This is a genomic window from Ferdinandcohnia sp. SAFN-114, assembly GCF_059415045.1.
The window spans coordinates 1-25,792 of record NZ_JBPFDQ010000029.1; the positions used below are offsets into that span (position 1 = coordinate 1).

28 protein-coding genes are annotated in these 25,792 nt (G+C 36.4%); 8 read left to right on the plus strand and 20 right to left on the minus strand.

Going from position 1 to position 25,792, the window contains the following annotated elements:
- Positions 1–100: 100 nt before the first annotated feature.
- Positions 101–289 (minus strand): YkzI domain-containing protein, encoded by a 189-nt coding sequence (locus ACR65M_RS11080; RefSeq protein WP_121445020.1) that lies wholly within the window; start codon positions 287–289, stop codon positions 101–103.
- A gap of 212 nt (positions 290–501) precedes the next feature.
- Here ACR65M_RS11080 and ACR65M_RS11085 point away from each other — a divergent pair, with 212 nt between their 5' ends.
- Complete coding sequence (locus ACR65M_RS11085) at positions 502–1,137, plus strand: YktB family protein (protein WP_440273335.1); 636 nt, start codon at positions 502–504, stop codon at positions 1,135–1,137.
- A 74-nt stretch (positions 1,138–1,211) separates the two neighbouring features.
- On the opposite strand, the gene ACR65M_RS11090 is transcribed toward ACR65M_RS11085, so the two are convergent.
- Together ACR65M_RS11090 and ACR65M_RS11095 are read right to left on the minus strand one after the other, a co-directional pair.
- Entirely contained in the window at positions 1,212–1,475 is a 264-nt protein-coding gene (locus ACR65M_RS11090; RefSeq protein WP_440273336.1) for a UPF0223 family protein, read from the minus strand.
- Between the two features lie 12 nt (positions 1,476–1,487).
- A complete protein-coding gene (locus ACR65M_RS11095) occupies positions 1,488–2,447 on the minus strand; it encodes an NAD(P)H-dependent flavin oxidoreductase (RefSeq protein WP_341332010.1) in 960 nt (319 codons plus the stop codon).
- Between the two features lie 257 nt (positions 2,448–2,704).
- Here ACR65M_RS11095 and ACR65M_RS11100 point away from each other — a divergent pair, with 257 nt between their 5' ends.
- Complete coding sequence (locus ACR65M_RS11100; RefSeq protein ID WP_341332011.1) at positions 2,705–4,177, plus strand: aminotransferase class I/II-fold pyridoxal phosphate-dependent enzyme; 1,473 nt, start codon at positions 2,705–2,707, stop codon at positions 4,175–4,177.
- Between the two features lie 53 nt (positions 4,178–4,230).
- Here ACR65M_RS11100 and ACR65M_RS11105 read toward each other — a convergent pair whose 3' ends face one another.
- A complete protein-coding gene (locus ACR65M_RS11105; protein ID WP_099363145.1) occupies positions 4,231–4,347 on the minus strand; it encodes a GapA-binding peptide SR1P in 117 nt (38 codons plus the stop codon).
- Between the two features lie 280 nt (positions 4,348–4,627).
- Between ACR65M_RS11105 and ACR65M_RS11110 the strand changes: the two genes are divergently transcribed.
- On the plus strand, positions 4,628–5,056 hold the full coding sequence (locus ACR65M_RS11110; RefSeq protein ID WP_440273337.1) for a DUF1885 family protein: 429 nt from the start codon (positions 4,628–4,630) through the stop codon (positions 5,054–5,056).
- An 81-nt stretch (positions 5,057–5,137) separates the two neighbouring features.
- Here the strand turns inward: ACR65M_RS11110 and ACR65M_RS11115 are convergent, their stop codons facing one another.
- Complete coding sequence (locus ACR65M_RS11115; protein WP_121445026.1) at positions 5,138–5,377, minus strand: hypothetical protein; 240 nt, start codon at positions 5,375–5,377, stop codon at positions 5,138–5,140.
- 266 nt (positions 5,378–5,643) lie between these two features.
- Here ACR65M_RS11115 and ACR65M_RS11120 point away from each other — a divergent pair, with 266 nt between their 5' ends.
- Positions 5,644–6,024, plus strand: a complete 381-nt coding sequence (locus tag ACR65M_RS11120) for a hypothetical protein (protein ID WP_341332013.1) — start codon at positions 5,644–5,646, stop codon at positions 6,022–6,024.
- A gap of 38 nt (positions 6,025–6,062) precedes the next feature.
- Here ACR65M_RS11120 and lpdA read toward each other — a convergent pair whose 3' ends face one another.
- From lpdA to ACR65M_RS11145, 5 genes are all read right to left on the minus strand, one after another.
- Complete coding sequence (lpdA, locus tag ACR65M_RS11125; protein WP_341332014.1) at positions 6,063–7,472, minus strand: dihydrolipoyl dehydrogenase; 1,410 nt, start codon at positions 7,470–7,472, stop codon at positions 6,063–6,065.
- Between the two features lie 6 nt (positions 7,473–7,478).
- Positions 7,479–8,774: a dihydrolipoamide acetyltransferase family protein gene (locus tag ACR65M_RS11130; protein ID WP_341332015.1), complete on the minus strand. Its 1,296-nt coding sequence runs from the start codon at positions 8,772–8,774 to the stop codon at positions 7,479–7,481.
- A gap of 136 nt (positions 8,775–8,910) precedes the next feature.
- Complete coding sequence (locus ACR65M_RS11135) at positions 8,911–9,888, minus strand: alpha-ketoacid dehydrogenase subunit beta (protein WP_341332016.1); 978 nt, start codon at positions 9,886–9,888, stop codon at positions 8,911–8,913.
- Positions 9,889–9,891: 3 nt separating this feature from the next.
- Entirely contained in the window at positions 9,892–11,001 is a 1,110-nt protein-coding gene (gene pdhA, locus ACR65M_RS11140; protein WP_121445031.1) for a pyruvate dehydrogenase (acetyl-transferring) E1 component subunit alpha, read from the minus strand.
- 723 nt (positions 11,002–11,724) lie between these two features.
- Positions 11,725–12,393 (minus strand): YkyA family protein, encoded by a 669-nt coding sequence (locus tag ACR65M_RS11145; protein WP_341332017.1) that lies wholly within the window; start codon positions 12,391–12,393, stop codon positions 11,725–11,727.
- A gap of 194 nt (positions 12,394–12,587) precedes the next feature.
- Between ACR65M_RS11145 and def the strand changes: the two genes are divergently transcribed.
- The 3 genes from def (at position 12,588) to rnjA (ending at position 15,602) form a co-directional block, all read left to right on the plus strand.
- Positions 12,588–13,142, plus strand: a complete 555-nt coding sequence (def, locus tag ACR65M_RS11150) for a peptide deformylase (RefSeq protein WP_440273338.1) — start codon at positions 12,588–12,590, stop codon at positions 13,140–13,142.
- Between the two features lie 576 nt (positions 13,143–13,718).
- On the plus strand, positions 13,719–13,928 hold the full coding sequence (locus ACR65M_RS11155; RefSeq protein WP_099363155.1) for a DNA-dependent RNA polymerase subunit epsilon: 210 nt from the start codon (positions 13,719–13,721) through the stop codon (positions 13,926–13,928).
- A 6-nt stretch (positions 13,929–13,934) separates the two neighbouring features.
- Positions 13,935–15,602 carry a ribonuclease J1 gene (rnjA, locus tag ACR65M_RS11160; RefSeq protein ID WP_121445034.1) on the plus strand — a complete coding sequence of 556 codons (1,668 nt, stop codon included), beginning with the start codon at positions 13,935–13,937 and terminating at the stop codon, positions 15,600–15,602.
- Positions 15,603–15,859: 257 nt separating this feature from the next.
- On the opposite strand, the gene ACR65M_RS11165 is transcribed toward rnjA, so the two are convergent.
- The 9 genes from ACR65M_RS11165 to ACR65M_RS11205 all read right to left on the minus strand — a co-directional run bounded on the left by ACR65M_RS11165 (position 15,860) and on the right by ACR65M_RS11205 (position 23,950).
- Positions 15,860–16,525: a potassium channel family protein gene (locus tag ACR65M_RS11165; protein ID WP_341332019.1), complete on the minus strand. Its 666-nt coding sequence runs from the start codon at positions 16,523–16,525 to the stop codon at positions 15,860–15,862.
- 124 nt (positions 16,526–16,649) lie between these two features.
- Positions 16,650–18,467: an ABC transporter ATP-binding protein gene (locus ACR65M_RS11170; RefSeq protein WP_341332020.1), complete on the minus strand. Its 1,818-nt coding sequence runs from the start codon at positions 18,465–18,467 to the stop codon at positions 16,650–16,652.
- A gap of 14 nt (positions 18,468–18,481) precedes the next feature.
- Positions 18,482–20,236, minus strand: coding sequence for an ABC transporter ATP-binding protein (locus ACR65M_RS11175; protein WP_440273339.1), 1,755 nt, complete (start codon positions 20,234–20,236; stop codon positions 18,482–18,484).
- A 167-nt stretch (positions 20,237–20,403) separates the two neighbouring features.
- Complete coding sequence (locus tag ACR65M_RS11180; protein ID WP_341332022.1) at positions 20,404–20,859, minus strand: TlpA disulfide reductase family protein; 456 nt, start codon at positions 20,857–20,859, stop codon at positions 20,404–20,406.
- A gap of 70 nt (positions 20,860–20,929) precedes the next feature.
- Positions 20,930–21,478, minus strand: a complete 549-nt coding sequence (locus tag ACR65M_RS11185; RefSeq protein ID WP_099363161.1) for a peroxiredoxin — start codon at positions 21,476–21,478, stop codon at positions 20,930–20,932.
- A 268-nt stretch (positions 21,479–21,746) separates the two neighbouring features.
- Positions 21,747–21,995: a YkuS family protein gene (locus tag ACR65M_RS11190; RefSeq protein ID WP_099353608.1), complete on the minus strand. Its 249-nt coding sequence runs from the start codon at positions 21,993–21,995 to the stop codon at positions 21,747–21,749.
- Positions 21,996–22,101: 106 nt separating this feature from the next.
- The gene (ccpC, locus tag ACR65M_RS11195; protein ID WP_341332023.1) at positions 22,102–22,980 is read right to left on the minus strand and encodes a transcriptional regulator CcpC; all 879 of its coding nucleotides are present in this window, start codon (positions 22,978–22,980) and stop codon (positions 22,102–22,104) included.
- Positions 22,981–23,095: 115 nt separating this feature from the next.
- Positions 23,096–23,533 (minus strand): cyclic-di-AMP-binding protein CbpB, encoded by a 438-nt coding sequence (gene cbpB, locus ACR65M_RS11200; RefSeq protein ID WP_440273340.1) that lies wholly within the window; start codon positions 23,531–23,533, stop codon positions 23,096–23,098.
- A 180-nt stretch (positions 23,534–23,713) separates the two neighbouring features.
- Complete coding sequence (locus ACR65M_RS11205) at positions 23,714–23,950, minus strand: YkuJ family protein (protein WP_121445041.1); 237 nt, start codon at positions 23,948–23,950, stop codon at positions 23,714–23,716.
- Between the two features lie 180 nt (positions 23,951–24,130).
- On the opposite strand from ACR65M_RS11205, the gene ACR65M_RS11210 reads away from it, so the two are divergent.
- Positions 24,131–25,087 carry an MBL fold metallo-hydrolase gene (locus tag ACR65M_RS11210; RefSeq protein ID WP_440273341.1) on the plus strand — a complete coding sequence of 319 codons (957 nt, stop codon included), beginning with the start codon at positions 24,131–24,133 and terminating at the stop codon, positions 25,085–25,087.
- Between the two features lie 35 nt (positions 25,088–25,122).
- Here the strand turns inward: ACR65M_RS11210 and ACR65M_RS11215 are convergent, their stop codons facing one another.
- Positions 25,123–25,764, minus strand: a complete 642-nt coding sequence (locus ACR65M_RS11215) for a DUF3993 domain-containing protein (protein ID WP_440273342.1) — start codon at positions 25,762–25,764, stop codon at positions 25,123–25,125.
- Positions 25,765–25,792 lie beyond the last annotated feature (28 nt).

The window sequence follows — 25,792 nt, forward strand, 5'->3', positions numbered from 1 at the left end:
ATGTCACAATACTTATCTCAAGTATTGCCATTTTGGAGGTGTTTTATATTGTCTCACTATTTTAGGTTAGTCCACATCTCAGGTTCGCTTTCGCTCTTTTTTATACTTCAATTTTAATCATTTCTTGGCTTAATTTTTGTAATTTCTTTTTACATTCTGCTTTTTTCGCTTCATCTTTTTCAATCATCGCATCATAAAGGGTTGCCAATTCATAATCTACTTCTAAACGTAACACAGCCAAGCGCTTTTCTCCGTCTTTTCGCTTTAAGTCATTTATCACTTGTTTCAATTTCCGCACCCCTTTCCACTATTTCAATCTACCACTTTCCCTCATTGACTAATTCTGCTAGTTACTTCTATCTTATGAAAAAACTAGAGCATTGTAACAAATATGTGCGTATACCTAGATAAGCTTTAGGTTTAATTATCGAGCAAGCTAGTTTAGCTTTTTTAATGTTTTTGCTAAAATACAAGAAGGAATATCATTAGGAGGAAAGTTCAATGGCTTTTACAGGGTTTACAAAAGAAGACTTTAATGTGTTTACAATAGATGGACTAGAAAATCGCATGGATGCACTAATTAAACAGGTTCGACCAAAATTAGAGGAATTAGGGAATCATTTTGCCCCTACACTCTCGAGTCTTTCAGGAGATGAAATGTTTGCTCATGTAGCAAAACATGCAAGAAGGACGATTAATCCACCTAAAGATACTTGGGTAGCTTTTGCAAATAATAAGCGTGGGTATAAAATGCTGCCTCATTTTCAAATCGGATTATGGAATACACATTTATTTGTTTGGTTTGCTGTCATTTATGAGGCACCTATCAAGGCAGAATTCAGTCATGTATTAATGGAGCACTCGAAAAAAGTTAGAGAAAGTGTCCCAAACCATTTTGTATGGTCAGTAGATCACACAAAACCAGAAACTCTTAAACATCAGGAGTTGAGCGAACAAGAACTTGAATCAATGTTCACAAGACTACAAACTGTTAAAAAGGCAGAAATCCTATGCGGAATAAACATTCCTAGAGATAAAGTGGTTGAAATGAGCGCTGAAGAATTAGTACGAGTAATTGATCAAACTTTCAGAAAGTTACTTCCATTATACCAGTTAGCACACGAAAGTTCAAAGTAAGTTTCAAAAAGAAATTCATTTTTCGACAAGCTTACATAATAAAAAGGATGTCTTCTAGAAGACATCCTTTTTATTTACATTTTGATTAATTCCATATTTTCTTTTGCTTTTTGAATAACACGGTATGCAGAATACCCACTTGTTTCTTCAAATTCTCCGCAAATTTTTTTTTCTTCTGCTTTACTCGGAACAATTTCTTTAAAGCGTTTATAAGCCTGCATCATTTTATCCCTTGCTATTCCTTTCTCGTATGCCCTTTCAACACATTCAAAAAAGGCAATCACATCGACTACCTCGTCTGTGCTCCAGTCATACGAAATCGGGTATTGATAATCCAATCGACTTCACCTCTATTTACTCCACTTAGACCTGATTTGCTCAGCTTCAGTAATCATTCGCTCGAACAGTTCAGCGACTGTTGGTTCATCCTTGATGAGTCCCATTACCTGACCAGCCCAAGCAAATCCCCCATCTAGTTTACCATCATAAATATAACTCATATTAGCTTGACCACTTATGTATTCCCTTAATCCTTCGTATCCACTGTTTGCGGCTTCCAACTCGAGGATTTTTGAGGACCATTCATTAGAAATGACACGACCTGGTGCACCTAGTGATCGTTTAATTACGACTGTATCATTTTCGGTTCCTTTAATCAATGCATCCTTATATCCTTGATGGGCGTGAACGCATTCTTTGGTCGCAATAAAGCGTGTACCCATTTCAATACCTTCTGCCCCCAAACTTAACGCAGCCATCAAACCTCGACCATCACCGATTCCACCGGAAGCAATAACAGGAATGGATACTGCATCGACAACTTGTGGAATGAGAACCATAGTTCCGATATCCTGTCTACCAAGATGGCCACCACCCTCTTGACCAACTACCATAACAGCGTCTGCCCCTAGCTCCTCTGCTTTTTCTGCTTGTCTTCTAGCTGCAACCAAAACAAGCTTCTTCATATTAACACCCTTTAATTGTTCAAAAATAGGTGCAGGATTTCCGCCAGTCATTGTGATAACAGGCACTTCTTCCTCAATAGCTACATCAAGCATGTCCGTAAACGGTCTGCCATGTTGTCCTATTGCATAGTTAACCCCAAATGGTTTGTTTGTTAGTTCTTTTACTTTTTTAATTTCATTGCGAAGATCTTCTGGTGTGTCAAGTGACATAGCTGTAATTTGACCAAGGCCACCTGCATTTGATACTGCTGCTGCAAGTTCCGAATACGCTAAATACGCCAGTCCTCCTTGAATGATTGGATACTTAATTCCTAATAAAGTTGAAACCTTCGTTTCCCAATTCATTGTACTCCCACCTTTCATTAATCCATTTCGATGTCACTTCTTGAAACTCCTCTTTTTCCTTTAGCAAATGTTATAAGCAAAGTTTAACAGTCCAAAAAATGTTTAATAATTACTTGTTGTGACAATTTAAAAGTATGAAATATTTTTATATGCAAACGGTAAGAGAAATGCTATAATTCACTTGTTTTATGTAGAAAAAAGTAGAATAAAACATTCATTTTTAAACTGAAATATAAATAAAGAGGTGTGGTTATCAATTGTCGCAAAATGAAACACCATTATTTACTGGTCTTGTTGAACACTCAAAAAAGAACCCAACTCAATTCCATATACCTGGACATAAAAAAGGTGCAGGAATTGATCCAGAATTTCGAGACTTTATCGGGGACAATGCCCTTTCAATCGATCTCATTAATATCGGACCCTTAGATGATCTTCATCAACCTAAAGGCATCATTAAGCGGGCACAGGACCTTGCAGCTGACGCATTTGGTGCAGATCACACTTTCTTTTCCGTACAAGGTACAAGTGGCGCAATTATGACAATGGTCATGGCAGTATGTGGGCCAGGAGACAAAATTATTGTACCTAGAAATGTCCATAAGTCTGTAATGTCGGCCATTGTCTTTTCCGGTGCAGTGCCAATTTTCATTCATCCAGAGATTGATAATACCTTGGGAATTTCGCATGGAATCACCACAGACTCTGTTAAAAAAGCACTTGAACAGCATCCAGACGCAAAAGGATTACTTGTGATTAATCCAACCTATTTCGGCGTTGCTGCTGACCTAAAAAGGATTGTCGATATTGCTCATTCCTATGAAGTACCAGTACTCGTTGACGAAGCACATGGCGTGCATATTCACTTCCATGATGGGTTACCGCTATCTGCCATGCAGGCTGGAGCAGATATGGCTGCAACAAGCGTCCATAAGTTAGGTGGTTCAATGACACAAAGCTCAATTTTAAACGTTAGAGAGGGCTTAGTGTCAGCTAACAGGGTTCAAACAATCTTAAGTATGTTAACAACAACGTCTACATCATATTTATTATTAGCATCTTTGGATGTTGCGAGAAGACGGTTAGTGACAGAGGGATTCGACCTGATTGAAAAAACAATTCAATTAGCCAACTATACAAGAGAAAAAATCAATGAAATAGAAAAACTTAAATGTATCGGACGCGAAATTTTAGGCTCTAAAGCCACATTTGACTTCGATCCGACAAAATTAATAATTTCTGTAAAAGACCTCGGTATTACAGGTTCAGATGCAGAAGTCTGGCTTCGTGAAAAATACAATATTGAAGTGGAAATGTCCGACCTCTACAACATTCTTTGTATTGTAACACCTGGTGATACTAAGAAAGAGGCTGATTTACTAATTGATGCACTTGCAAATTTATCTGACGAAGTCTCACACCTTTCAGAATCTAGAATTGTACCAGAAGTTTTACTTCCAGATATCCCGGTACTTGCTTTATCACCTCGGGATGCATTTTATTCTGAAACAGAGGTTGTTCCATTTGAAGCATCAGCTGGCAGAGTAATTGCTGAATTTATAATGGTCTATCCACCAGGCATTCCGATTTTCATACCTGGAGAAATTATAACTGAGGAGAACTTAACGTATATTCAAACCAATATTGAAGCAGGTCTCCCCGTTCAAGGACCAGAGGATTATGATTTAAAATACTTGCGAGTTATCAAAGAGCACAAAGCAATTAAATAAAGTCGAAAAAGAAGCATGCAAATTTTTTTGCATGCTTTTAATTTTTTATAAAGTTATTTCTCTTCGTGATTGCAATCGCAATGGTCGCATGTTGAATAAAGTGTTGTAACCTTCTCATACTCAAAATGTTCAATTGTTTCACTACATGTTTGACAGATGATTGTACCCATTATTCAAAGCCCCTTTCGAAAAGTAGATTCATAAACTCCTTTTGAAAACGTTTTATGTTATGTTATTTATATAATAGTATGTCACAATTGGTTCGTCAATAGTTAATTGTATAACATTTTAAATTATTTTCAGTTATTTTTTATCATACTTGATGAATTGCGATACATATTTACTGCACACAACACAAAGTTGTAAGTATTACCCATTCAATGCTAGAATAGTAGTAACTTAGAGATATAAACATACATAATTAATCAATCTGGAGTAGGAGTGAAGAGTTTGGAAAACGCATTCATTAAGCTTGTTCCTGCATCAAATACACAAAGTGTATCACTAGATGTTGTAAAAGATCTCTTTAGCTATTACAAGGAAATTACAAGGAAAACGGGGCAGCAACTAGATTGGGAATACGACAATGCTGCATTTCCATACCACATAAAAGAGACGAACCAAGAACATAATTGGTTTTATTTAAAATCCGATCATCAAAAGTATAATGCAATCATAGTTGGCGTTGGCCAAGAGGCACTTGAAGGTGATAACGGTGAGCAAATCGAGCAATCCTATATCCAAGTAACCCTTCCACATGTGTCAACCACTGGCGATAAAGGAAAAGCTAATGAGTTCTGTAAGTTTTTAGCAAAAAAACTTGAAGGAGAATTACATCTATTTAACGGAAGAATTATGTATTTTTACAAACGAAAATAACGATTAAGGTTCTCTGTTTTCTTTAACTAAATTTTCAAGTGTAAGTAAGAATAGACCATATCATTGTGAGGTGGTCTTTTTCTATGTAAATGCCCAAAAAACCTTTTCAAATGAGAAAAAACATAAAAAGGAAATGAACGTAATCAAGAATGAACTCTTTCTTGTTAGTCCAATTTTGTTTGCTATTAAAAATGCAAGATAACAAAAGATTACTAATAATATCCCTTTCGCAAACAGACTATCGGAACGTGATAACCAAGTAACCAACGAAAATGTACTCCATATTAATACCTGGATTAATCCAATTACATATACCTTCATGAAGAAACTCCCCTTTTATCAGCAATAAAGGAACTATGATCTCGTTTCGCATTCTAGTCTCTATGAATTTCTGTTTACTATATTAATTAATATGCACAGAAATATGGTAGTATTTTTCATTTATGTAACAAATCAATGACATTGGAAAGAATTTTAAGAATACATGATAAAATGAATTTAAATTAAAAAATAGGCGTTTTGTATTATTTAAATTTAGCATTAAAGACCTATACTTTTGACTATTTTATGGAAGAGTGATTAACAAAATGAAAGAATTTACCCTAATCATACTTTCTTTTATTTTCCTTTCCTCATGTTCTTCATACCAAACACAACCTACATTGCCAGAAATCAAAGACAAACAAATCATCTTTTTTTCTGATGAAGATAATATTCATAATGAAAGTAATTATTATGATGCTTTACTGGAGCTTAGAAATAAATTCCCAACTGAAATCGCAAATATGAAGGTTGTTTCGTCTGAAGATAATAGATTGTATACGAAGTATAAGATTGATGAATATCCTTCTTTATTAATTATTGAACAAGATAAAGTCCTTGAAAAAATTGAAGGGAATGTCGACAAAGAAGAAATTATCATACCCCTTGAAAACGTCTTATCGACCTCAACAAGTTCAAAAAAATAAAAAAATCGCCCCATATTCGGAGCGATTTTTTACATTTATTATTTTACAATGTGGATTGGAGATCCTAAAGCAACTTCTGCTGCTTCCATTGTGATTTCACCTAGAGTTGGGTGAGCATGAATTGTCATTGCAATATCTTCAGCTGTCATACCAGCTTCAACAGCAAGGCCTAATTCAGAAATAATATCTGATGCACTTTCCCCTGCTACTTGAGCACCGATTAGTAGTCCATCCTCTTTACGAGTAATTAACTTTACAAAACCGTCAGTAGCTTCAAGTGCTAGCGCACGACCATTTGCTGCATATGGGAATTTAGCTGCTACAATTTCAATTCCTTCTTCTTTAGCTTGTTGCTCAGTGTATCCAACTGTAGCTAGTTCAGGCTCAGAGAATACAACAGCAGGAATACCTAAGTAGTCAATTTCTGATGACTCACCAGCAATTGCTTCTGCTGCAATTTTACCTTCATATGATGCTTTATGTGCTAATTGAGGTCCGGGAACAATATCACCGATTGCGTAAATATTACTTACACTTGTACGGCATTGTTTATCGATCTCAATAACGCCTCTTTCATTCATTTTAACACCAGCAAGCTCTAATCCAAGCTCATCAGTATTAGGACGACGACCTACCATTACGAATACATAGTCTGCGTCAATTGAATGTTCTTCGCCTTTTGCTTCATACTTCACAGTTACACCATTTTCAGTCTCTTCAACACCTTTAGCAAGAGCCTTAGTGATGATTTCCGCACCTTTTTTCTTAAGGTTCTTTTTAACAATTGTAGTCATTTGCTTTTCAAAACCAAGAAGGATATCATCTGCTCCCTCTAGAATTGTTACTTGTGATCCAAAGTTTGCATAAGCACCGCCAAGTTCAATACCAATTACACCACCGCCGATTACGACGATTTTTTCTGGTACTTCCTTAAGTCCAAGTGCGCCAGTTGAATCAAGAACACGTTTTGAATATTTGAAAGATGGTATTTCGATTGGACGAGAACCTGTAGCAATAATTGCATTTTTGAAATTGTAAGTTTGTGCAGAGTCTTCGTTCATTACACGTAAAGAGTTTGCGTCTACGAAATATGCTTCCCCTTTTACAACTTCAACCTTATTACCTTTTAATAGTCCTGAAACTCCACCAGTTAATTTCTTAACAACACTATCTTTAAAAGCTTGAACTTTTGTAAAATCAAGTGTTACATTTTCAGCTTTGATTCCCATTGAATCAGAATTCTTAGCTGTTTCATAACGGTGTCCAGCGGAGATTAGCGCCTTAGAAGGGATACATCCAACGTTAAGACAAACACCACCAACAGTGTCTTTCTCTACAATCGTAACTTTTTGTCCTAGTTGTGCAGCACGAATCGCTGCAACATATCCACCAGGTCCAGCACCAATAACTATTGTATCTGTTTCAATTGGGAAATCTCCTACTACCATGTTGTATTACGCCTCCATTAATAATAATTGTGGATCATTTAACAAACGTTTGATTTGGTTGAGTGCGTTCTGTGCAGTAGCACCATCAATCATACGGTGATCAAAGCTTAATGATAAAGCAAGGACTGGAGCTACAACAATTTCACCATTTTTAACAACAGGCTTCTCTGCAATTCGGCCTACTCCTAGGATTGCAACTTCTGGATGGTTAATAACAGGAGTGAACCATTGTCCACCAGCTGATCCAATGTTACTGATAGTACATGAAGCACCTTTCATTTCATTAGGAGCTAACTTACCATCACGAGCTTTTCCTGCTAATTCATTGATTTCATTAGAGATAGAGAAAATTGACTTACGATCCGCATCTTTAACAACAGGAACAAGAAGACCTTTTTCTGTATCAGCAGCAATACCAATATTGAAGTAGTGCTTATGAATAATTTCGCTAGTTGCATCATCAAGTGATGTATTTAACGCAGGGAAATCACGTAATGCCGCAGTTAAAGCTTTTACGATATATGGTAGGTATGTTAATTTAATACCTTTTTCAGCTGCAACAGCCTTAAATTTCTTACGGTGTGCAACCAACTCTGTCACATCTACTTCGTCCATTAACGTTACGTGTGGAGCTGTATGTTTTGAGTTAACCATTGCTTTGGCGATTGCTTTACGAATTCCACTCATCTTTTCACGAGTTTCAGGGTATTCGCCCGCAGGAATTGGTTGTTTTGCAGGAGCTGTCGTTGCTTCTGCCGCTGTTGATTTTGGAGCTTCAGCTGCAGGTGTTTCTGTAGCAACAGTTGCACCGCCAGAAGTGAACGCATCAATATCCGACTTCATTATTCTACCATTTTCGCCACTTCCTGCAACCTTTTTAATGTCAATTCCTTTTTCTCGTGCATATTTTCGAACAGAAGGCATAGCAATGATACGACGATTTACATCAACATCAGCTGCAGGTTCTGTTGCTTCTGGTGCAGCCTCAGCTGTTTTTTCTTCCTGAACTTCTTGTTTAGGAGCCTCATCAGATTCGTCGCCTTTAAATTTAAGGTCCTCATATCCTGGAGCATCAAACTTAATAAGCGTATCTCCTACAATTGCAACAGTACCTTCTTCTACAAGTACTTCAAGTACTTTCCCTTTAACAGGAGAAGGAATCTCTACTACTGCTTTATCATTTTGGACCTCACATAGTACATCGTCCTCATTTACTTCATCGCCTGGTTTTACAAACCATTTTACGATTTCACCTTCATGGATACCTTCACCGATATCTGGCAACTTAAATTCAAATGCCACGGTTTTCGCCTCCTAAAATTGTTAGATTCTTGTCAAAAGATGACCTGTCGGCGCATGACTACTTGTTGAACTTTCATACGCCACAGGCTTATTTATTCCGTTAAGGATAGTTAATCCTCGATTAATTGGTTATATATTAGAAGTTCAATACTTTCTTCGCAGTTTCAATTACATCCTTGAAGTTTGGTAACCAAACTGATTCTGCTTGAGAGAACGGATATACTGTATCAGCTGCAGCTACACGTAATACTGGAGCTTCTAAACTTAAGATTGCACGATCGTTGATTTCAGCAACAACGTTTGCTGCAATTCCAGCTTGTTTTTGTGCCTCTTGAACAACGATAGCTCGTCCTGTTTTTTCAACAGAACTAATGATCGTTGGAATATCTAATGGGCTTACTGTACGTAAGTCAATAACTTCTGCAGAAACGCCCTCTTTTTCTAATTCAGTAGCAGCCTTTAAGCATTCGTGTACCATCGCACCATATGAAATCATAGTAATATCTGTACCTTCGCGCTTAACTTCTGCTTTCCCAAGTTCAATTGTATATTCGCCCTCTGGAACCTCCTGGCGGAATGAACGATAAAGTTTCATATGCTCAAGGAAGACAACTGGGTCATTATCGCGAATTGCGGAAATTAATAGACCTTTTGCATCATAAGGTGTTGATGGAATAACAACCTTTAGCCCAGGTTGCTGTGCCATTAAACCTTCTAAGCTATCTGCGTGAAGTTCTGGTGTATGTACACCGCCACCAAAAGGTGAACGAATCGTTACTGGAGCAGTGTAACGACCACCTGAACGATAACGCATACGAGCTAATTGACCACTAATAGAATCAATAACCTCATAGACAAATCCAAAGAATTGGATTTCTGGAACTGGACGATAGCCTTGTAAGCTTAGACCAACAGCAAGACCACCAATACCTGATTCAGCTAGTGGTGTATCAAACACGCGATCTTCACCGAATTCAGCCTGTAGACCTTCAGTAGCACGGAACACACCGCCGTTAACTCCAACGTCTTCACCGAAAACTAAGACATCTGGGTTATTCTTTAATTCTGTGCGTAACGCATCAGTGATTGCTTGAATCATTGTCATTTGCGCCATGGCTTACTTCGACTCCTTCGCTTTATAGATTTCCATTTGCTCCTCTAAATTTAAAGGAAGCTCTTCAAACATATGTGAAATAAGGTCAGTAACCTTTTGTTTTGGTGTTTCGTCCGCTTTTTTAATTGCGTTCTTGATGTCTTCTTTAGCTTCTTCGATGACTTGGTTTTCTAACTCTTCATTCCAAATTCCTTTTCCTTCAAGGTACTTACGGAAACGAACGAGTGGATCTTTCTTTTCCCATTCATTGTCAAGTTCAGAAGTACGATATCTTGTTGGATCATCTCCAGCCATTGTATGTGGACCGTAACGGTAAGTCATTGTTTCAATCAACGTTGGACCTTCTCCATTTACTGCACGCTCACGAGCTTCTTTAACTGCTACATATACAGCTAGTGGATCCATCCCATCAACTTGGATTCCAGGGATACCAGCTGCAACTGCTTTTTGAGCTAAAGTATTGGCTGCAGATTGTTTTTCAACTGGAGTAGAGATAGCAAAACGGTTATTTTGAACAATAAATACTGCTGGTGCTTTGAAAGCTCCTGCAAAGTTAATACCTTCATAGAAATCACCTTGAGAAGTACCGCCATCCCCTGTATAAGTAATAGCAATTGACTTCTTGCCACGCTTTTTCATCCCTAAAGCAACACCAGCACATTGTATGTATTGTGCACCAATAATGATTTGTGGAGAAATTACATTAACACCTTCAGGAACTTGGTTCCCATGAAAATGTCCGCGTGAGAACAAGAATGCTTGATATAGTGGTAAACCATGCCAAACGATTTGAGGTACATCACGGTAACCTGGTAAAATAAAATCTTCTTTTTCTAGTGCAAATTGAGATGCAAGTTGTGAAGCTTCTTGACCTGCAGTAGGTGCATAGAAACCTAAACGTCCTTGACGGTTTAACGAAATTGAACGTTGATCAAGGATTCTTGTATAAACCATTCTTCTCATTAATTCTTTTAATTGATCATCACTTAAATCAGGAACAGCATCTTTGTTAACTACTTCTCCTTCTTCATTTAAGATCTGAAACATAGGAAAGTTTTCAGCAACTTTATCCAGTTGCCCTTGTAAATCAAAGACATTTGCTTTTACAGCCATCTTTTTTCGCTTCCTTTCTTACCCTATTTTCTTTAATCAAATGCACCCGACCATTTATGGTAGGGGGCTTTAACTTTACGATGGAGAAGAACCCAGTATAAAGTTAAGGTTGATACAAAACATACAGCATTAGGTTACCCAAAAATATATCTTTTCAAAGACATAATTAAGAGGAAGTTCAAAAAATCGAATGAATATGACACATCTAATTTCTTCGTTGGCTTGTTTTTCCGTTCCTCACGTATTAAAGGCATACGTTACGGTACTCAAAGCTGCGCCGCCTTGAACTCTCGACGCACAGGATGTGCTAGTGTCGACAATGCCACAGGACGTGGCGTTTTTGTCAACGCGGTCCTCATTCTCTTTTTTGAACACCACTATTATCCATTCGGACGAAGTCTTTAGATGTAATAATTTTTTGTCATGCTCGAAAAAGATATTCTGACTCCTAAATGAACCTGTATTAATTATTTTAGTAAAGCAATTAATACAACTGCTCCCTATCCATTTCCAAGTTTACAACAACGTAAGACACACGTCAAATTGTTTGTTTACTGTTTTATTACTTGTCCACCATTTTTTTCTGTTTTGTATAAATTCCCATTTTTACAATCTGTATCAGTACACATTTAGCATCTGTACTATAAAAACCTTACTTTTTTCGTAAAATAGTCAAAACAAAAGGGCTATCACAATGATAGCCCTTTCACGGTATTAATATTTTTATTCCTCTTTAAAGACAACTTCTAGTCCAGCATTTTGATAAAAAGTAACCTTTGCTTTGTTGTATTGGTCAGTCAATTTATTAAACGTTTCATTTGCGGCAACTACTTTTTCATACGTTTCATTTATAAGATTAATTTGTTTTTCTAATTCATCCAATGTTAATTCTTCATTTTGAAACATTTCATATAATTTTTTATCATGCTCTATGGCTTCTTTATATACAGTGTATAGATCCTCGTAGCTTTCGTAACGCTTGTTCATCAACGATACAAGTTCGTTACCTTCTTCCTTTACACTGTCCTCTTTTATTTCAGAAATAATTGCATCAACCTTTTGAAATTCCTTCTTGGATGCTTCGATGCTCTTTTGTTCATTGTTAATTCGAGTTTCGCGGTCTCCAACAATTGCCAATGCTTCATTCGATAAGGAAACAATTTGATCAAATTCTTTCATACCCAATGTTAAAATTTTATCATAAAGCTCTTTCTCTTTTTTCTCAAGCTCCACCAATGGGTTTTGTTGTTTTTCAAAGTCCTTTTCTACTGCTACCACTTTTTCTAAAGTCTCATAAACCTGTTCTTCAGGTGTGGGGCCGCCCAAACACCCCATTAAGAGAAAACTCATACAAACACAAAGAAATACAACTTTTAACGTTTTATTTTTCAATATCTGCTCCCCCTTAGCTACTTCAAATATACTATATTATAATACGATTTCATAACATTTTTTAGGTTTCAACTAAATATATGAATTTGTACATGCTTTAGAACAGACTAGAGTCCTACTTTTATATTTGAAAATGAAAAAACCTTTGTTAAACTTAAGATAGATATAAGCATCAAGACCAGGAAGTGATAAAAATGATAACAATGGATAATATTATCCGGGAAGGACATCCAACTTTACGGAAGGTTGCAGATGAGGTTCCTTTACCTGCATCAGAGGAAGACCGCAAGATACTTAAAGAACTATTAGAATATGTGAAAAACAGTCAGAACCCTGAAATTGCTGAAAAATACGGATTAAGACCAGGTATAGGGCTTGCTGCACCGCAAATTAATGTGTCAAAGCGTATGATTGCTGTACATTTAAAAGATGAAAATGACGAACTACACAGTTATGCTTTGTTTAATCCAAAGATTATTAGTCATTCTATAAAAAAGAGTTATTTAACAACTGGTGAAGGTTGTTTGTCTGTTGACAGAGCTGTACCAGGATATGTACCGCGTTACCTAAAAATTAAGGTAAAAGGAACTACCATAGACGGCGATGAAGTGATTGTGAAATTAAAAGGTTTACCTGCTATTTGTTTTCAGCATGAAATAGATCACTTAAATGGAGTTATGTTCTATGATCATATCAATGAGGAAAATCCGTTTGCCGAACCGGACAACGCGATCCCTATCGAGCGTTAGTAAGTAATTATTTATACGTTAAGTTTATAGTGCTTTTGTTTGGCCAAATTGACTTATTCATCTTCGCCAAAATTACCTTTCTTTTATTAGCTATGATAATTTGACCCTTTTTTCCACATAATAAGGACAAAACTTTAACCCAAAATCAACGTTCTTGAGATGTTTAAAGTTTGAGAAAAAAGGAGATGATAGTCATGCTAAAAAAGTTACGGAAAAAATTAATTAAGCAGTGGCAAGATTTATTAAAAAGGAAATCAATAGCATAAGAATTAATAACAAAAAAATTGCCTCCTAGTGAAGTTGAAACTAATAATGACGAAAAGAGCCCTTCGTTATGGAGGGCTTGTTATATACTATCATGCTTTTCAATGGTATAATAGACATTTAGGTGTACGGTTCAATAATTTTAGAATAAATTACATAGTAACCCCTAAACTAACCCCCTCTTTTTACCTATAAGCAATGCAATGTTAAGAAATATTTAGGAAAAGCAAGAAAAAACATGAAAAACTTGTTATATTTTTATATAATAGAAAAAGTTACTCTAACTTTCGGAAATTAAGGAGAGATTTGGCAATGATTTTTAAAGTTTACTACCAAGAGGATGTATTAGAAGTTCCAGTAAGAGAACATACAAAAACTTTGTATATTGAGGCAGAATCTCAAGTTGAGGTTCGCCAAAAATTAAAGGAACGGAAAATTAACATTGAATATATTCAAAAGGTGGAAGGGGCCTATCTTGAGTATGAGCAACTAAATGAAGATTATAATGTATTGGAGATTTGATGAATTATGAAATTTGTAAAGAACGATCAAACAGCTGTTTTCGCCTTAGGTGGACTCGGGGAAATTGGTAAAAACACTTATGGCGTACAGTTTCAGGACGAAATTATCCTGATTGATGCTGGGATTAAATTCCCGGAGGACGAGCTGTTAGGAATAGACTATGTTATTCCTGATTACAGCTATTTAGTCAAGAACGAGGACAAGATTAAAGGTTTATTCATAACGCACGGTCACGAGGATCATATTGGCGGAATCCCGTATTTACTTCGTGAAATCAATGTACCGATTTATGGAGGTAAGCTTGCCCTAGGTTTAATTCGTAACAAACTAGAAGAGCACGGACTACTTCGCCAGGCAAAGTTGATTGAAATTAAGGAAGATGACATAATAAAATTCCGTAAAACATCGGTAACTTTTTTTAGAACGACGCATAGTATTCCAGATTCATACGGAATTGTAGTAAAAACGCCTCCTGGACAAGTCGTACATACAGGGGATTTCAAATTTGATTTCACACCTGTTGGGGAGCCAGCGAATCTTCAAAAAATGGCGGAAATCGGCAGAGATGGAGTACTATGCCTGCTCTCAGATAGTACAAATGCGGAAATACCACATTTTACAATGTCTGAAAGACGTGTAGGAGAAAGTATTCAGGATATTTTCCGAACGGTAGATGGCCGAATCATATTTGCTACTTTTGCATCTAATATTCATCGCCTACAGCAGGTGGTTGAAGCTGCTGTTCAAAACGATCGAAAAATCGCAGTATTTGGAAGAAGTATGGAATCAGCAATCACAATTGGATATGATTTAGGTTATATTCAATGCCCAAAGGATACGTTTATTGATGCTAACCAAATCAATCGTCTCCCAGCAAATAAGGTTGTTATTCTTTGTACTGGAAGTCAAGGGGAACCAATGGCTGCCCTTTCAAGAATTGCGAATGGTACACACCGACAAATTCAAATCATTCCTGGGGATACAGTCGTATTTTCATCATCACCTATTCCAGGAAATACACTGAGCGTTAGTCGAATCATCAATATGCTTTACCGCGCAGGCGCCGATGTTATTCATGGAACACTAAGTAACATCCATACATCGGGTCATGGCGGCCAAGAGGAGCAAAAATTAATGCTTCGTCTAATGCAACCAAAGTATTTTATGCCAATTCATGGTGAATACCGGATGCAAAAGATGCACGCGAAATCTGCTGTAGATTGTGGTGTATTTGAAGAAAACTGCTTTATTATGGACAATGGAGAGGTTCTTGCCTTAAGTGAGAATGAAGCATCTGTTGCAGGAAAAATTCCATCAGGAAATGTGTATATCGATGGTAGCGGTATTGGTGATATCGGAAATATTGTGTTGCGAGACCGCCGCATCCTTTCCGAGGAAGGTCTTGTGATAGTTGTCGTAAGTATTAATATGAAGGACTTTAAGATTGCTGCAGGACCTGACTTAATTTCTCGAGGATTTGTGTATATGCGTGAGTCTGGAGATTTAATCAATGATGCACAGAGTCTTATTACAAAACATTTAAATAAAGTAATGGAGCGTCGCACGACCCAATGGTCTGAAATTAAGAATGAAATCACAGACACGCTTGCACCGTTCCTATATGAAAAGACAAAACGCCGTCCAATGATTTTACCAATCATTATGGAGGTTTAAGCTAGTCCGTTAACCCTTGTAATATTCAATGTTGATTCCCACTGAGGCTTCCCTCAGTGGGTTTTTACTTTCACCATTACACAAATAAACCAAGTTTAGTTTAGATCTCAATTCTTTTTTTACTCAAGTTTGTCAGTCTAGAGGCTTCTCGCGGGACATACTTCCATATTTTTACGTGAGCATGCTTTTCAATGCATGAAAACTAAGCGTACTCTAAATTTTTTTGTCCATAATAAAAACGCCTCATACTGAGACGTTTATTCTACGATTAGATTTTTTTCAAAACGGCTAATATCTGTGTCAGCCCCGATAATAATTAGGATATCCCCTTTATGTATTTGCTCGGTTGCTGATGGAGATACAATAATGTCTTTTCCTCTTTTCATCGCGACGATGGTTACCCCATACTTCGCACGTACATCTAATTCAATTAAAGATTTCCCGTCAATCTTTTTTCCTGCAACAATTTCAATAATACTATGCTCATCAGAAAGTTCCAGATAATCCAAGACATTGTTTGAAATAATATTATGGGCAATTCGTTTTCCCATATCTCGCTCTGGATGTACAATCCGGTCCGCTCCAATTTTACTTAAAATTTTCTCATGATAGTCATTTTGTGCTTTCACCCAAATTTGCTTGACCCCTAATTCCTTTAGAATAATAGTCGTTAATATACTCGCTTTCAGATTGTCCCCGATAGCAACAATAACTAAGTCAAAATTTCGAATCCCTATGCTCTTGAGTACTGATTCATCAGTTGAATCACCAACAACTGCATGAGAAGCTATCGTTGAAAACTCATTTACTTTATCTTCATCAAGGTCCATGGCCATGACTTCCATACCTTCATCACTTAATGCGCGGCATATGCTACCTCCAAAGCGCCCAAGGCCTATTACCGCAAACTCTTTTTTGTTCACTACCTATTCCCCCATCAAATTGAGATACCTTAGATTGTATCACAATTAATCTATAATTTGGAAGCATCACTGAAAAGCACTTTAAAACAAAAAGACTAGGGTTTCCTAGTCCTTTTAAGGTTTTCTAAATTGCCTCAAGCATCTTAAACTGTGCTTTTACCAATCCAAAATATTCGCCTTGCTGGTTCATTAATTCATGGTGATTTCCTTGTTCGATGATTTCACCATGATCTAATACGAAAATATTATCAGCTTCACGAATAGTCGATAGCCTATGGGCAATGATGATTGCTGTACGCCCCTTTAATAATTGCTTTAAAGCCTGTTGTATTTTGACTTCAGTTTCAGTATCAATACTTGCAGTTGCTTCATCTAAGATTAAGATTTTAGGATCTGCAAGCAGTGCACGAGCGAAAGACAATAATTGTCGTTCCCCAACTGATAGGATATTCCCTCTTTCCTCAACTTCCGTGTCATACCCATTTACGAGTTTCTCAATAAACTGATGGGCACCCACTGCTTGTGCAGCGGCTATTATCTCTTCATCCGTTGCGTCTGGTCTCCCAAACCGGATATTGTCTTTTATTGTACCAGAGAAAATAAACGTATCTTGTAGGACTACACTTATTTGAGAACGAACACTCTGGAGAGATAATTCTTTTATATTTATTCCGTCGATTTTTACTTCACCAGATGTTACATCATAGAAGCGGCTGATCAGATTAGCGATCGTCGTTTTACCTGAACCAGTATGACCCACGAGGGCGATGGTTTGACCTGCGTCTATCGTCAAGGAAATGCCTTTCAAAGCTTTTCGACTTTCATCATATGCGAATTCCACATGGTCGAATTCAATCTTTCCTTTCATATCAGACAAGTGAATTGGGTTTTCTTTTTCACCAACAATTGGTTCTTCATCAATAAATTCGAAAATACGTTCGGAAGAGGCCATCCCCACGAGTAATTGATTATATACTTGACCTAAACGTGAAATAGGCTCCCAAAACATTCCTAAATAGAAGGCAAATGAGACAAATACCCCAATTGTTAGTCCGTCAGCTTGGATTAGTGTAGCCCCGAACCAAATCAAAATTGCAGTTCCAACCGCATTTGTCATTTCAACAAATGGACGGAACATCGCATTTTTCTGGGTAGCATCTCTCCAACTTTCAAAGTTTTGATTATTAATTCCATCAAAGAACTCAATATTTTCCTTTTCCTGAGTAAATGCTTGTGTCACACGAATCCCTTGAATACTTTCATTTAGATGCGAGTTTAGCATGGATTGCTTAATTCTTACTGTTTGCCAAGATCTTCTAATTTTTCTTCTTAATTTAGTTGTAATTAAGACCATCAGTGGCAGAATAATTAAGATTGCCAATGTAAGCTTTGGACTTAAACCAAAAAGAATAAAAATGACCCCAAACAGGAGCACGAAATCCATTAATAGATTAATTACCCCATTCGTGAATAATTCCTGTAGTGAGTTCACATCATTTAGGATTCGAACTAAGATAGAACCTGCTGAACGCTTATCAAAGAATCGATGTGATAGACCTTGAACGTGTGTAAAAAGATGCTTTCGTAAATCGTAAATAATATTTTGACCAAGCATATTGGTCCATTTGATACGATAAATGTTGGCAACATAATTAATTGCATATAACCCAGCAATCGTAGAAACTAAGACCATTAATAAATCTGTATCTTTATTCGCAATCGCATGGTCAATTGTATATTTCCCAATTAGAATAGGTGCGATCAACCGAACAGCGGTTGTTAATAATACCATGATTATTGCTAAAGGCAATAAATTTTTTGAATATGGTTTCATATAGCCTAATAATCTGAGCATTTGTTTCCAGTTAAACGGTTTTTCGATTGCTTGGTCCGTTGAATAATGGAACCGATGTTTTATATCTTGTTTTTCATTTTTTGACATTTAATCTCACCTACCTAACCTACTTGTGACTGTAAGACAACTTTTTGATCCTTATACTGAATATCATAGATGCGTTGATATGGTCCTTCATTTTTCAATAATTCCTCGTGTGTTCCACGTTCAACGATGGCTCCATTTTCTAATACCAATATCTCATCAGCATGTTTCAAAGAAGAAATGCGATGTGCAATGATAAATGTAGTCCGTCCCTTCATTACTTCCTTTAAGGCTTGTTGAATTGAAAATTCTGTTTCCATATCTACCGCGCTTGTTGCATCATCTAAAATGAGAATACTAGGATCAATACAGATTGACCTTGCTATCGCAATTCGTTGCTTTTGTCCACCAGATAATCCCATGCCACGTTCACCAAGCATCGTATCATATCCATTAGGAAGCTCCATGATAAACTCGTGTGCTTGGGCTCTTTTTGCTGCATCAATAATTTCTTCCAATGAAGCATTAGGCTTACCATATGCTATATTCGCACGAATTGTGGAAGAGAATAAGAATGATTCCTGCATAACAAATCCAATATTGCTCCTTAAAGTAGCAATCGAATAGTCTGAAACATCTTTGCCATCAATAAAGACTTTGCCTTTTACCGGTTCATAAAATCTCGTCATTAGCTGTGTAATACTTGTTTTCCCTGATCCTGTTGCCCCAATTAACCCAATAACTTTACCTGGTTCAGCTGTAAATGAAATCGACTGTAATGCTGCCTCATCATCCTCTGTATACTTTAAGGTAACGTCTTTAAATTCTACATGCCCCTGCAAGTTATCACTGTTAACAACATCTTTTTGATCAATAATTTTTTCATCTGCTTCAAGAATCTCTAGTAAACGTTCGCCAGATGCCTTGGCTTGAGAAAACATATTAATAATAAAACCAAGGTTCATAATTGGGTTGAGCAGGTACCACACTAAACTAAAAAATGCGACGAGTTCCCCGTAAGAGACAGACCCACCAATTACTAGATATCCCCCATAAGATAATAGAGCGACAACACAGACATTTCCAATAAACTCCATTAAAGGGAAAAACTTTGCCCAAATCTTTGAGGTAGCAAGTGATACATCTCGGTAATCCTCATTGGAATGATTGAATTTATTAATTTGAAATTCTTCTCGTGATAATGACTTTACCGTATTAATCCCGCTGATATTTTCTTGTACATTCGTGTTCAAACGACCAAATGTTTTTCTAACCTTACGAAATGCTGGGTGGACCCGCTTATCAAAACGATAAACAACAATTGCGAGAAATGGTAATGCCAAAATTGTTACCAATGTAAGTGAAATGGAATACGAAAACATCACGATTAAACTGAAAACAATTAAAAGTGTAAAACGAAGTAGTTCGGCAAACCCAAATGAAAGGAAGAATCGAATTCCCTCAACGTCGGCAGTTAATCTTGACATAAGATCTCCTGTTTTTGCATTATCATAATAACTAAAGGGTAAGCGTTGCAGTTTTTCATATAATGCATTTCTTACCTTATAAACTGCCGTTATACCAAATAAATCCCCTAAATACTGGTTGAAATATGTGGCTATCCCCTTAATTAACATGATGGCAATAAAACCAAATGCAAGATATGGTACATACTGATAATTTCCTGCCCTGATAACCTCATCTATAGTTATCTGAAGTACGATAGGATAGACAACTGTAATTCCTGTTACAAAAATCATGGCAAATAATGACCAGAAAAAATATTTCCGGTACGGCCAATAAAACCCCTTTAATTTCCTAAAAGTATCCATAAAAGTCCCCCCTCGGTGTTTCCATAAAAAACCTGAAATGTACGTAACATATAATATATCGGTTTTCGAAATAAATATCTAGTGCATTTTCAGAAAATGTTAAATATTTTTTCTAAAAAAAATAAGGCTAAGTCAATTTGACCTAGCCTTGTGAGCAAACCTCATTATTATTCAGCATTTTGAGTTTCTTCTAATACGCGGTTAACTCGTTTGGTTAACATCTTCATGCCACTACCACCTGCTTGAAAATGACGAAGCTTGCCTTCTTTATCAAATACATAATAAGCAGGAACATATTGGTTTTCGAACTTATCATTTAATTTAAGATCACTATCAACAAAGATTGGTTGAGTGATATTATGCTCCTCGGCAACTTGCTTGATTTCATCTAAATCAAGATCATTTTCTGACCTTGGCATATGAACAGCAATAACATTTAACTTGTCCTGATATTGATCACGGAATTCATTCACCTGAGGCATTGCTTCCTTACAAAGACCACAGCTGATTGACCAAAAATGAATGAGAGTTGGTTTTTCACCAACAAGGTCAGCTTTACTAACTTCACCATTTAACCAAGCTTTTTCTCCATCAAGTTCAGGCATTTGATCACGTAATTTCATCGATTTTATCCTCCGAATTATGGATTAAAGGGTCTAACAAACGTTAGACCCTGTTGTTATTTGTTATACATTAGACATTAAGTGTAGCTTGACCAGGTCTCCAGTTAGCAGGGCAAAGGCCACCAGTCTGTAATGCTTGAAGAACTCGTAATGTTTCATCAACATCACGACCAATGTTGTTGTGGTTAACAACAGAATACATCATCTCCCCTTCTGGGCTGATGATGAAAAGACCACGTAATGCAATACCTTCTTCTTCAATTAGAACACCGTATTCTTTGGAAATAGCATGGTTAGTGTCTGCAGCTAGTGGATAGTTCAGATCCCCTAATCCATTGTCTTTACGGTCAGTGTTAATCCAAGCTAGGTGTGTATGAATTGTATCTGTAGAAGCGCCAATAACGATTGCGTCTAGATCTTCAAACTCATCGTAACGATCAGACATTGCTGTAATTTCTGTAGGACATACGAAAGTGAAGTCCATTGGATAGAAAAATAAAACTGTCCACTTATCGTTTTTCATGTTCTCTTCAAGACTAACTTTACCAAATTCTTTATTTGGCATAACAGCATCCATTTCAAAACGAGGAGCTTGTTTACCTACCATACGTTCTGCCATATGTAAAACCTCCATATATTTTTAATAAGTAGATTGATAACGCTAACACCAATATTCAAGTATAACCAGCATTGTACTGTTTAAACATGATAATCGCTATCAACAATGACTAGTTTAACAAAGAGGTGGCTGTCGATTCAAGTAAAACGCCGTCGTTTTTTAAAAATTATATAATCTTTACAATTTTATAATATATTGTTGATAAACGATGGGTTCACAAAAAAAGACTAGGTGAAATACCTAGTCTTGACTTATCCTCTCTCATTGTTTACGCCTGTCCTAAACGACTTTCTACTTGTTGACAAACTTGGTCAGCAGATAGTCCGTTTGCTTCAATGACAGGCCCTTTCATGACAGTATCAGCCATTCCCATTACATTCGAATCTAAGCCTGTAACAACACAACAGTCACAGTTTTGTGCATCACTTTCCTGTTTTAGCTGAACAACTTCATAGCCTTTTTCTTGAAGAGCCTGCTGAACATTTGTTAGAGAACCTTCAACACCAATTTTCGCCATTAATCATCCACCTCCTCATATATGTAATTTGTCACAATCAGACTGTGATTATTCTACACATATTCGTGGATTGAATTCTGCACGATAACGATTTATAGAAATCATTTTATAAAGAATCTATATTTTCTTTAATCATCTCAACAAATGCTTGGACTTGTTTAAGCTCAAATGCATAATCATAACCGACCAACCATGTGTCGCGCTTCATTGGTTCATTATTCTCGTTCATTAAAGGGATTTTATATATGTTTTTCGTTTCATCATCATTTAAAGTGACAGATGGCAAAATCGCATAACCAATTCCATTTAATGTCATTTGCTTACATGTTTCAATTTGGTCAACCACAATGGTGCGACGTGGTGTCGATTGAAAGGTTCGATGCCACCATTCCTGAATTTCTTGATAATAGGTTGAATCACTTTTGAATTGAATAAACGGTCGGTCTGTTTCCCACACCTGCTCGATTTGTTGGATTTCTGTATCAACCATATACATCGTATCGGTTAATAGATGATGCTTTGCACCCTTCCAATCAGGTTTGCCGCGGATAATTCCAATATGTACTGTGTCATCATAAAGATTTTTTAATATTTCACTACTCCAACCGGTAATTAATGAAATTTTAGCATGCGGAAACTTATTTACATATTTTTTTAATACCTTTGGAAGCCAATTTTGTCCGATAATGGACGCACATGCGATTTTAAGGGTGCCGTGCACTTCTTGATTGAGTCCTTGTAGCTGCTCACGTATTTTTTCTTCCTTCTCAACAACCTCTTTAGCAAAATCAATTATTTTTTCTCCAGCAGGTGTTGGTGTGAGTCCTTTTTGTGAACGAATGAATATTTTTGTGTTCCATGCCTTTTCAATCGATTGTAAGCGCTGGGATAACGCAGGTTGTGTAACAAATAAACGTTCAGATGCTTTTCGCATATTTAATTCAGATGATAGTACCACTAATAATTGAAATTCGGAAAATTGCACATTGTTTCCTCCTGAACACAGGTATAAGTTTTACTTATAGTATAAATGATTTATTACAAATTATCATTATACACAGAAAAAAACCCTCCATATCAGCATGAAGGATTTAAGTAACTTATTTAATTTTTAATTGTTTATTAAATTGCTTTAAAATAGTACGGCGGGTAAAAATTCCTTCAAACACTAAATCATCATTTTCAACACAGACAAATGAGTGATCAATGACTAATTGTAGACCCTTTATGACATTGTCATTTAAATTTAACCGGGGTATTTCCCTGTTCATTACTTCTTCAACCTTCATTTTCTCTAGACGTTCAAATTCAATTCGCTCTAGTCCAAGAATTGAGTCTAAAATATGTGTTGAACTAATCAATCCATGCAGTTTATACTTTGGATCCAATACAGGGACTGCGGTATATCCCGTTTTTGTAAGGACAAGTAATGCGTGCTCTAAGCTATTCCCGATTTGAACGTGAGCTACTTTATCTGCAGGAATAAGTAAGTCTTTAATTGTTGTTTCAAATAGATTTTCATTTTGAAGACCAAACATGTAAGCCTCACAACCTCACATTGTAATTATTTTCATATATTACCAGATTTAAATTTTCATTCTCCTCTTTTATTTTAACATAATTTTTGGGTGAGAACTTGTATTATTTAAGGGTGATGTAGAGTTAGTACTTTAGAAGGAAGAAAAGGCTCAGCAGTCTGCCGAGCCTAAGAAGTGTGATTAGCTAATTAAATCGAAAATTTCAATCGCAATCATGTCAATATTATCGAATTGATACGTTTTGGGCTTTTCCCCTTGTTGGTATACTTCGAGTTCAAATGTACTTGTTTTGTTAAAATACTTAACACTACATTTTCTTTCACCATTTACTTCAAAAAAACGTTGTGGGGGCTCCCCACCGTTTGCATTTTCCTGAAGGCTAATAAGACGAGATATGATTCCTTGTAACTGTGACATATGTAGCCTCTCCTTTCTCTACTTTTAGGATTGAGCAATATCCTCTCTTCTATCCACGGTATTGACCATTTTTCTCACGGACGTATATATTCAGAATATTTCTTTCAATACCTTTACAGTAACCACTATGTAACAATACAATAAAATTAGCGATGAAACAATAAAAAATTGGAGGAGAACATGGGAAATCTTACACAACTAAATGAGCGAATATTTCTAATTGACGCACATGATTTGGGGAGAATGGCTCGAACTGGTTCTTACATAATAAAAGAGGATAAAATTACAATTGTTGAAACAAGTGCAAGTCCTTCAATACCGTACATTTTAGATGGGCTTAAGGAACTGAACATTGATCCAATTGATGTTCAGTATATAATTGTAACCCATATTCATTTAGACCATGCTGGAGGAGCTGGCCTCTTATTAGAGCATTGCCCAAATGCAAAAGTGGTTGTTCACCCTAAAGGAGCAAGACATTTGGTTGACCCAACTCGCTTGATTTCTGGAGCAAAGGCCGTATATGGGAAAAATTTTGATTCTTTATTTAATCCAATTTTGCCAATTCCTGAGGAAAAATTAATCATAAAATCAAATCAGGAAGAACTTGAAATAGGACGGAATTGCAGCCTCGTTTTTTTCGATACGCCAGGACATGCCAATCATCACTTTAGTATTTATGAACCTGTTAGTAACGGTATCTTTACCGGTGATACAATCGGCATTTATTATCATGAACTAGTCAAAGACAATATTGAGCTGTTTTTGCCTTCGACATCTCCTAATCAATTCCGTCCTGATGCCATGCTCGAATCTGCAAAAAGAGTGAATGATCTCGGGGTCTCAGCTATATATTTTGGCCATTACGGGATGTCAACAAATGTGAATGAAGTGTTCGCTCAACTACATCAGTGGTTACCTATTTTTGTGAATGCCGGGAAAAAGTCTTTTATCGACCACCCTTTAGCAACTGAAGTTGAACATAAAGAAATTATTAAGGAATTGATCTTAAAGGAAATCACAGCTTATCTTGATGAAAAGAATGTTCCAAGACATCATGAAGTATACGAAATTCTTAGCCTTGACCTTGATATTTGTGCAATGGGAATTGTTGATTTCCTTCAAAAAGAAAAATAGAAATCCCAATTGGGATTTCTATTTTTCTTTGATATTTAGAAGATGCCTTGATAAAGTCCAAAATGAGTGAATGTTCGATTATCCATTTCAAGTAAGGAATAAATCGTCGTTTTTAATGGATTCCACGTTAAAAATGCTGAATCCTGGTTAATCGTTTCCTTATGTGTAGCAGTATCTTTTACAGATGGTGCATCATCTTGTGATTGTAAATCCGTAATAAGCCAGTTTGAGTTTATTTTTTCAATTGTGATAACTTCATAATGATCTTTATAAGCAACAGGACCTGCATCAGGGGATTTAAATAACTCATAGACAAAAATCTTCTTTTCGTTTTGATCGAATAAAATTTTTGTTTCATCTGTATACGAATAAAACGGAACAAAGTAAAGGGCAAAATCGGAACCATACACAATATACCCATCCTTTTCCTTTATTAAATTTTCCTCTAAAAATGTGTTTGCATAATCTGAATGGAAAAAAGGAGCAAGAACTTGTTGAACTTCTTCATAAGTACGAAATTCAGATGTTAGTGAAGATTGCGCTTGAAACGCTTCTTGTAAGAATGTAAACACTTCCTCTTGTGTAAGGGGTTGATTAGATGACGCTTTAGCTGTTGGAACAGAAACTAGTCCGATAAAACAAATGACAATGAGTAGTAATGAGATTCGCTTGCTCAAATTATCATCCTTTCATTAAGTGACTGGT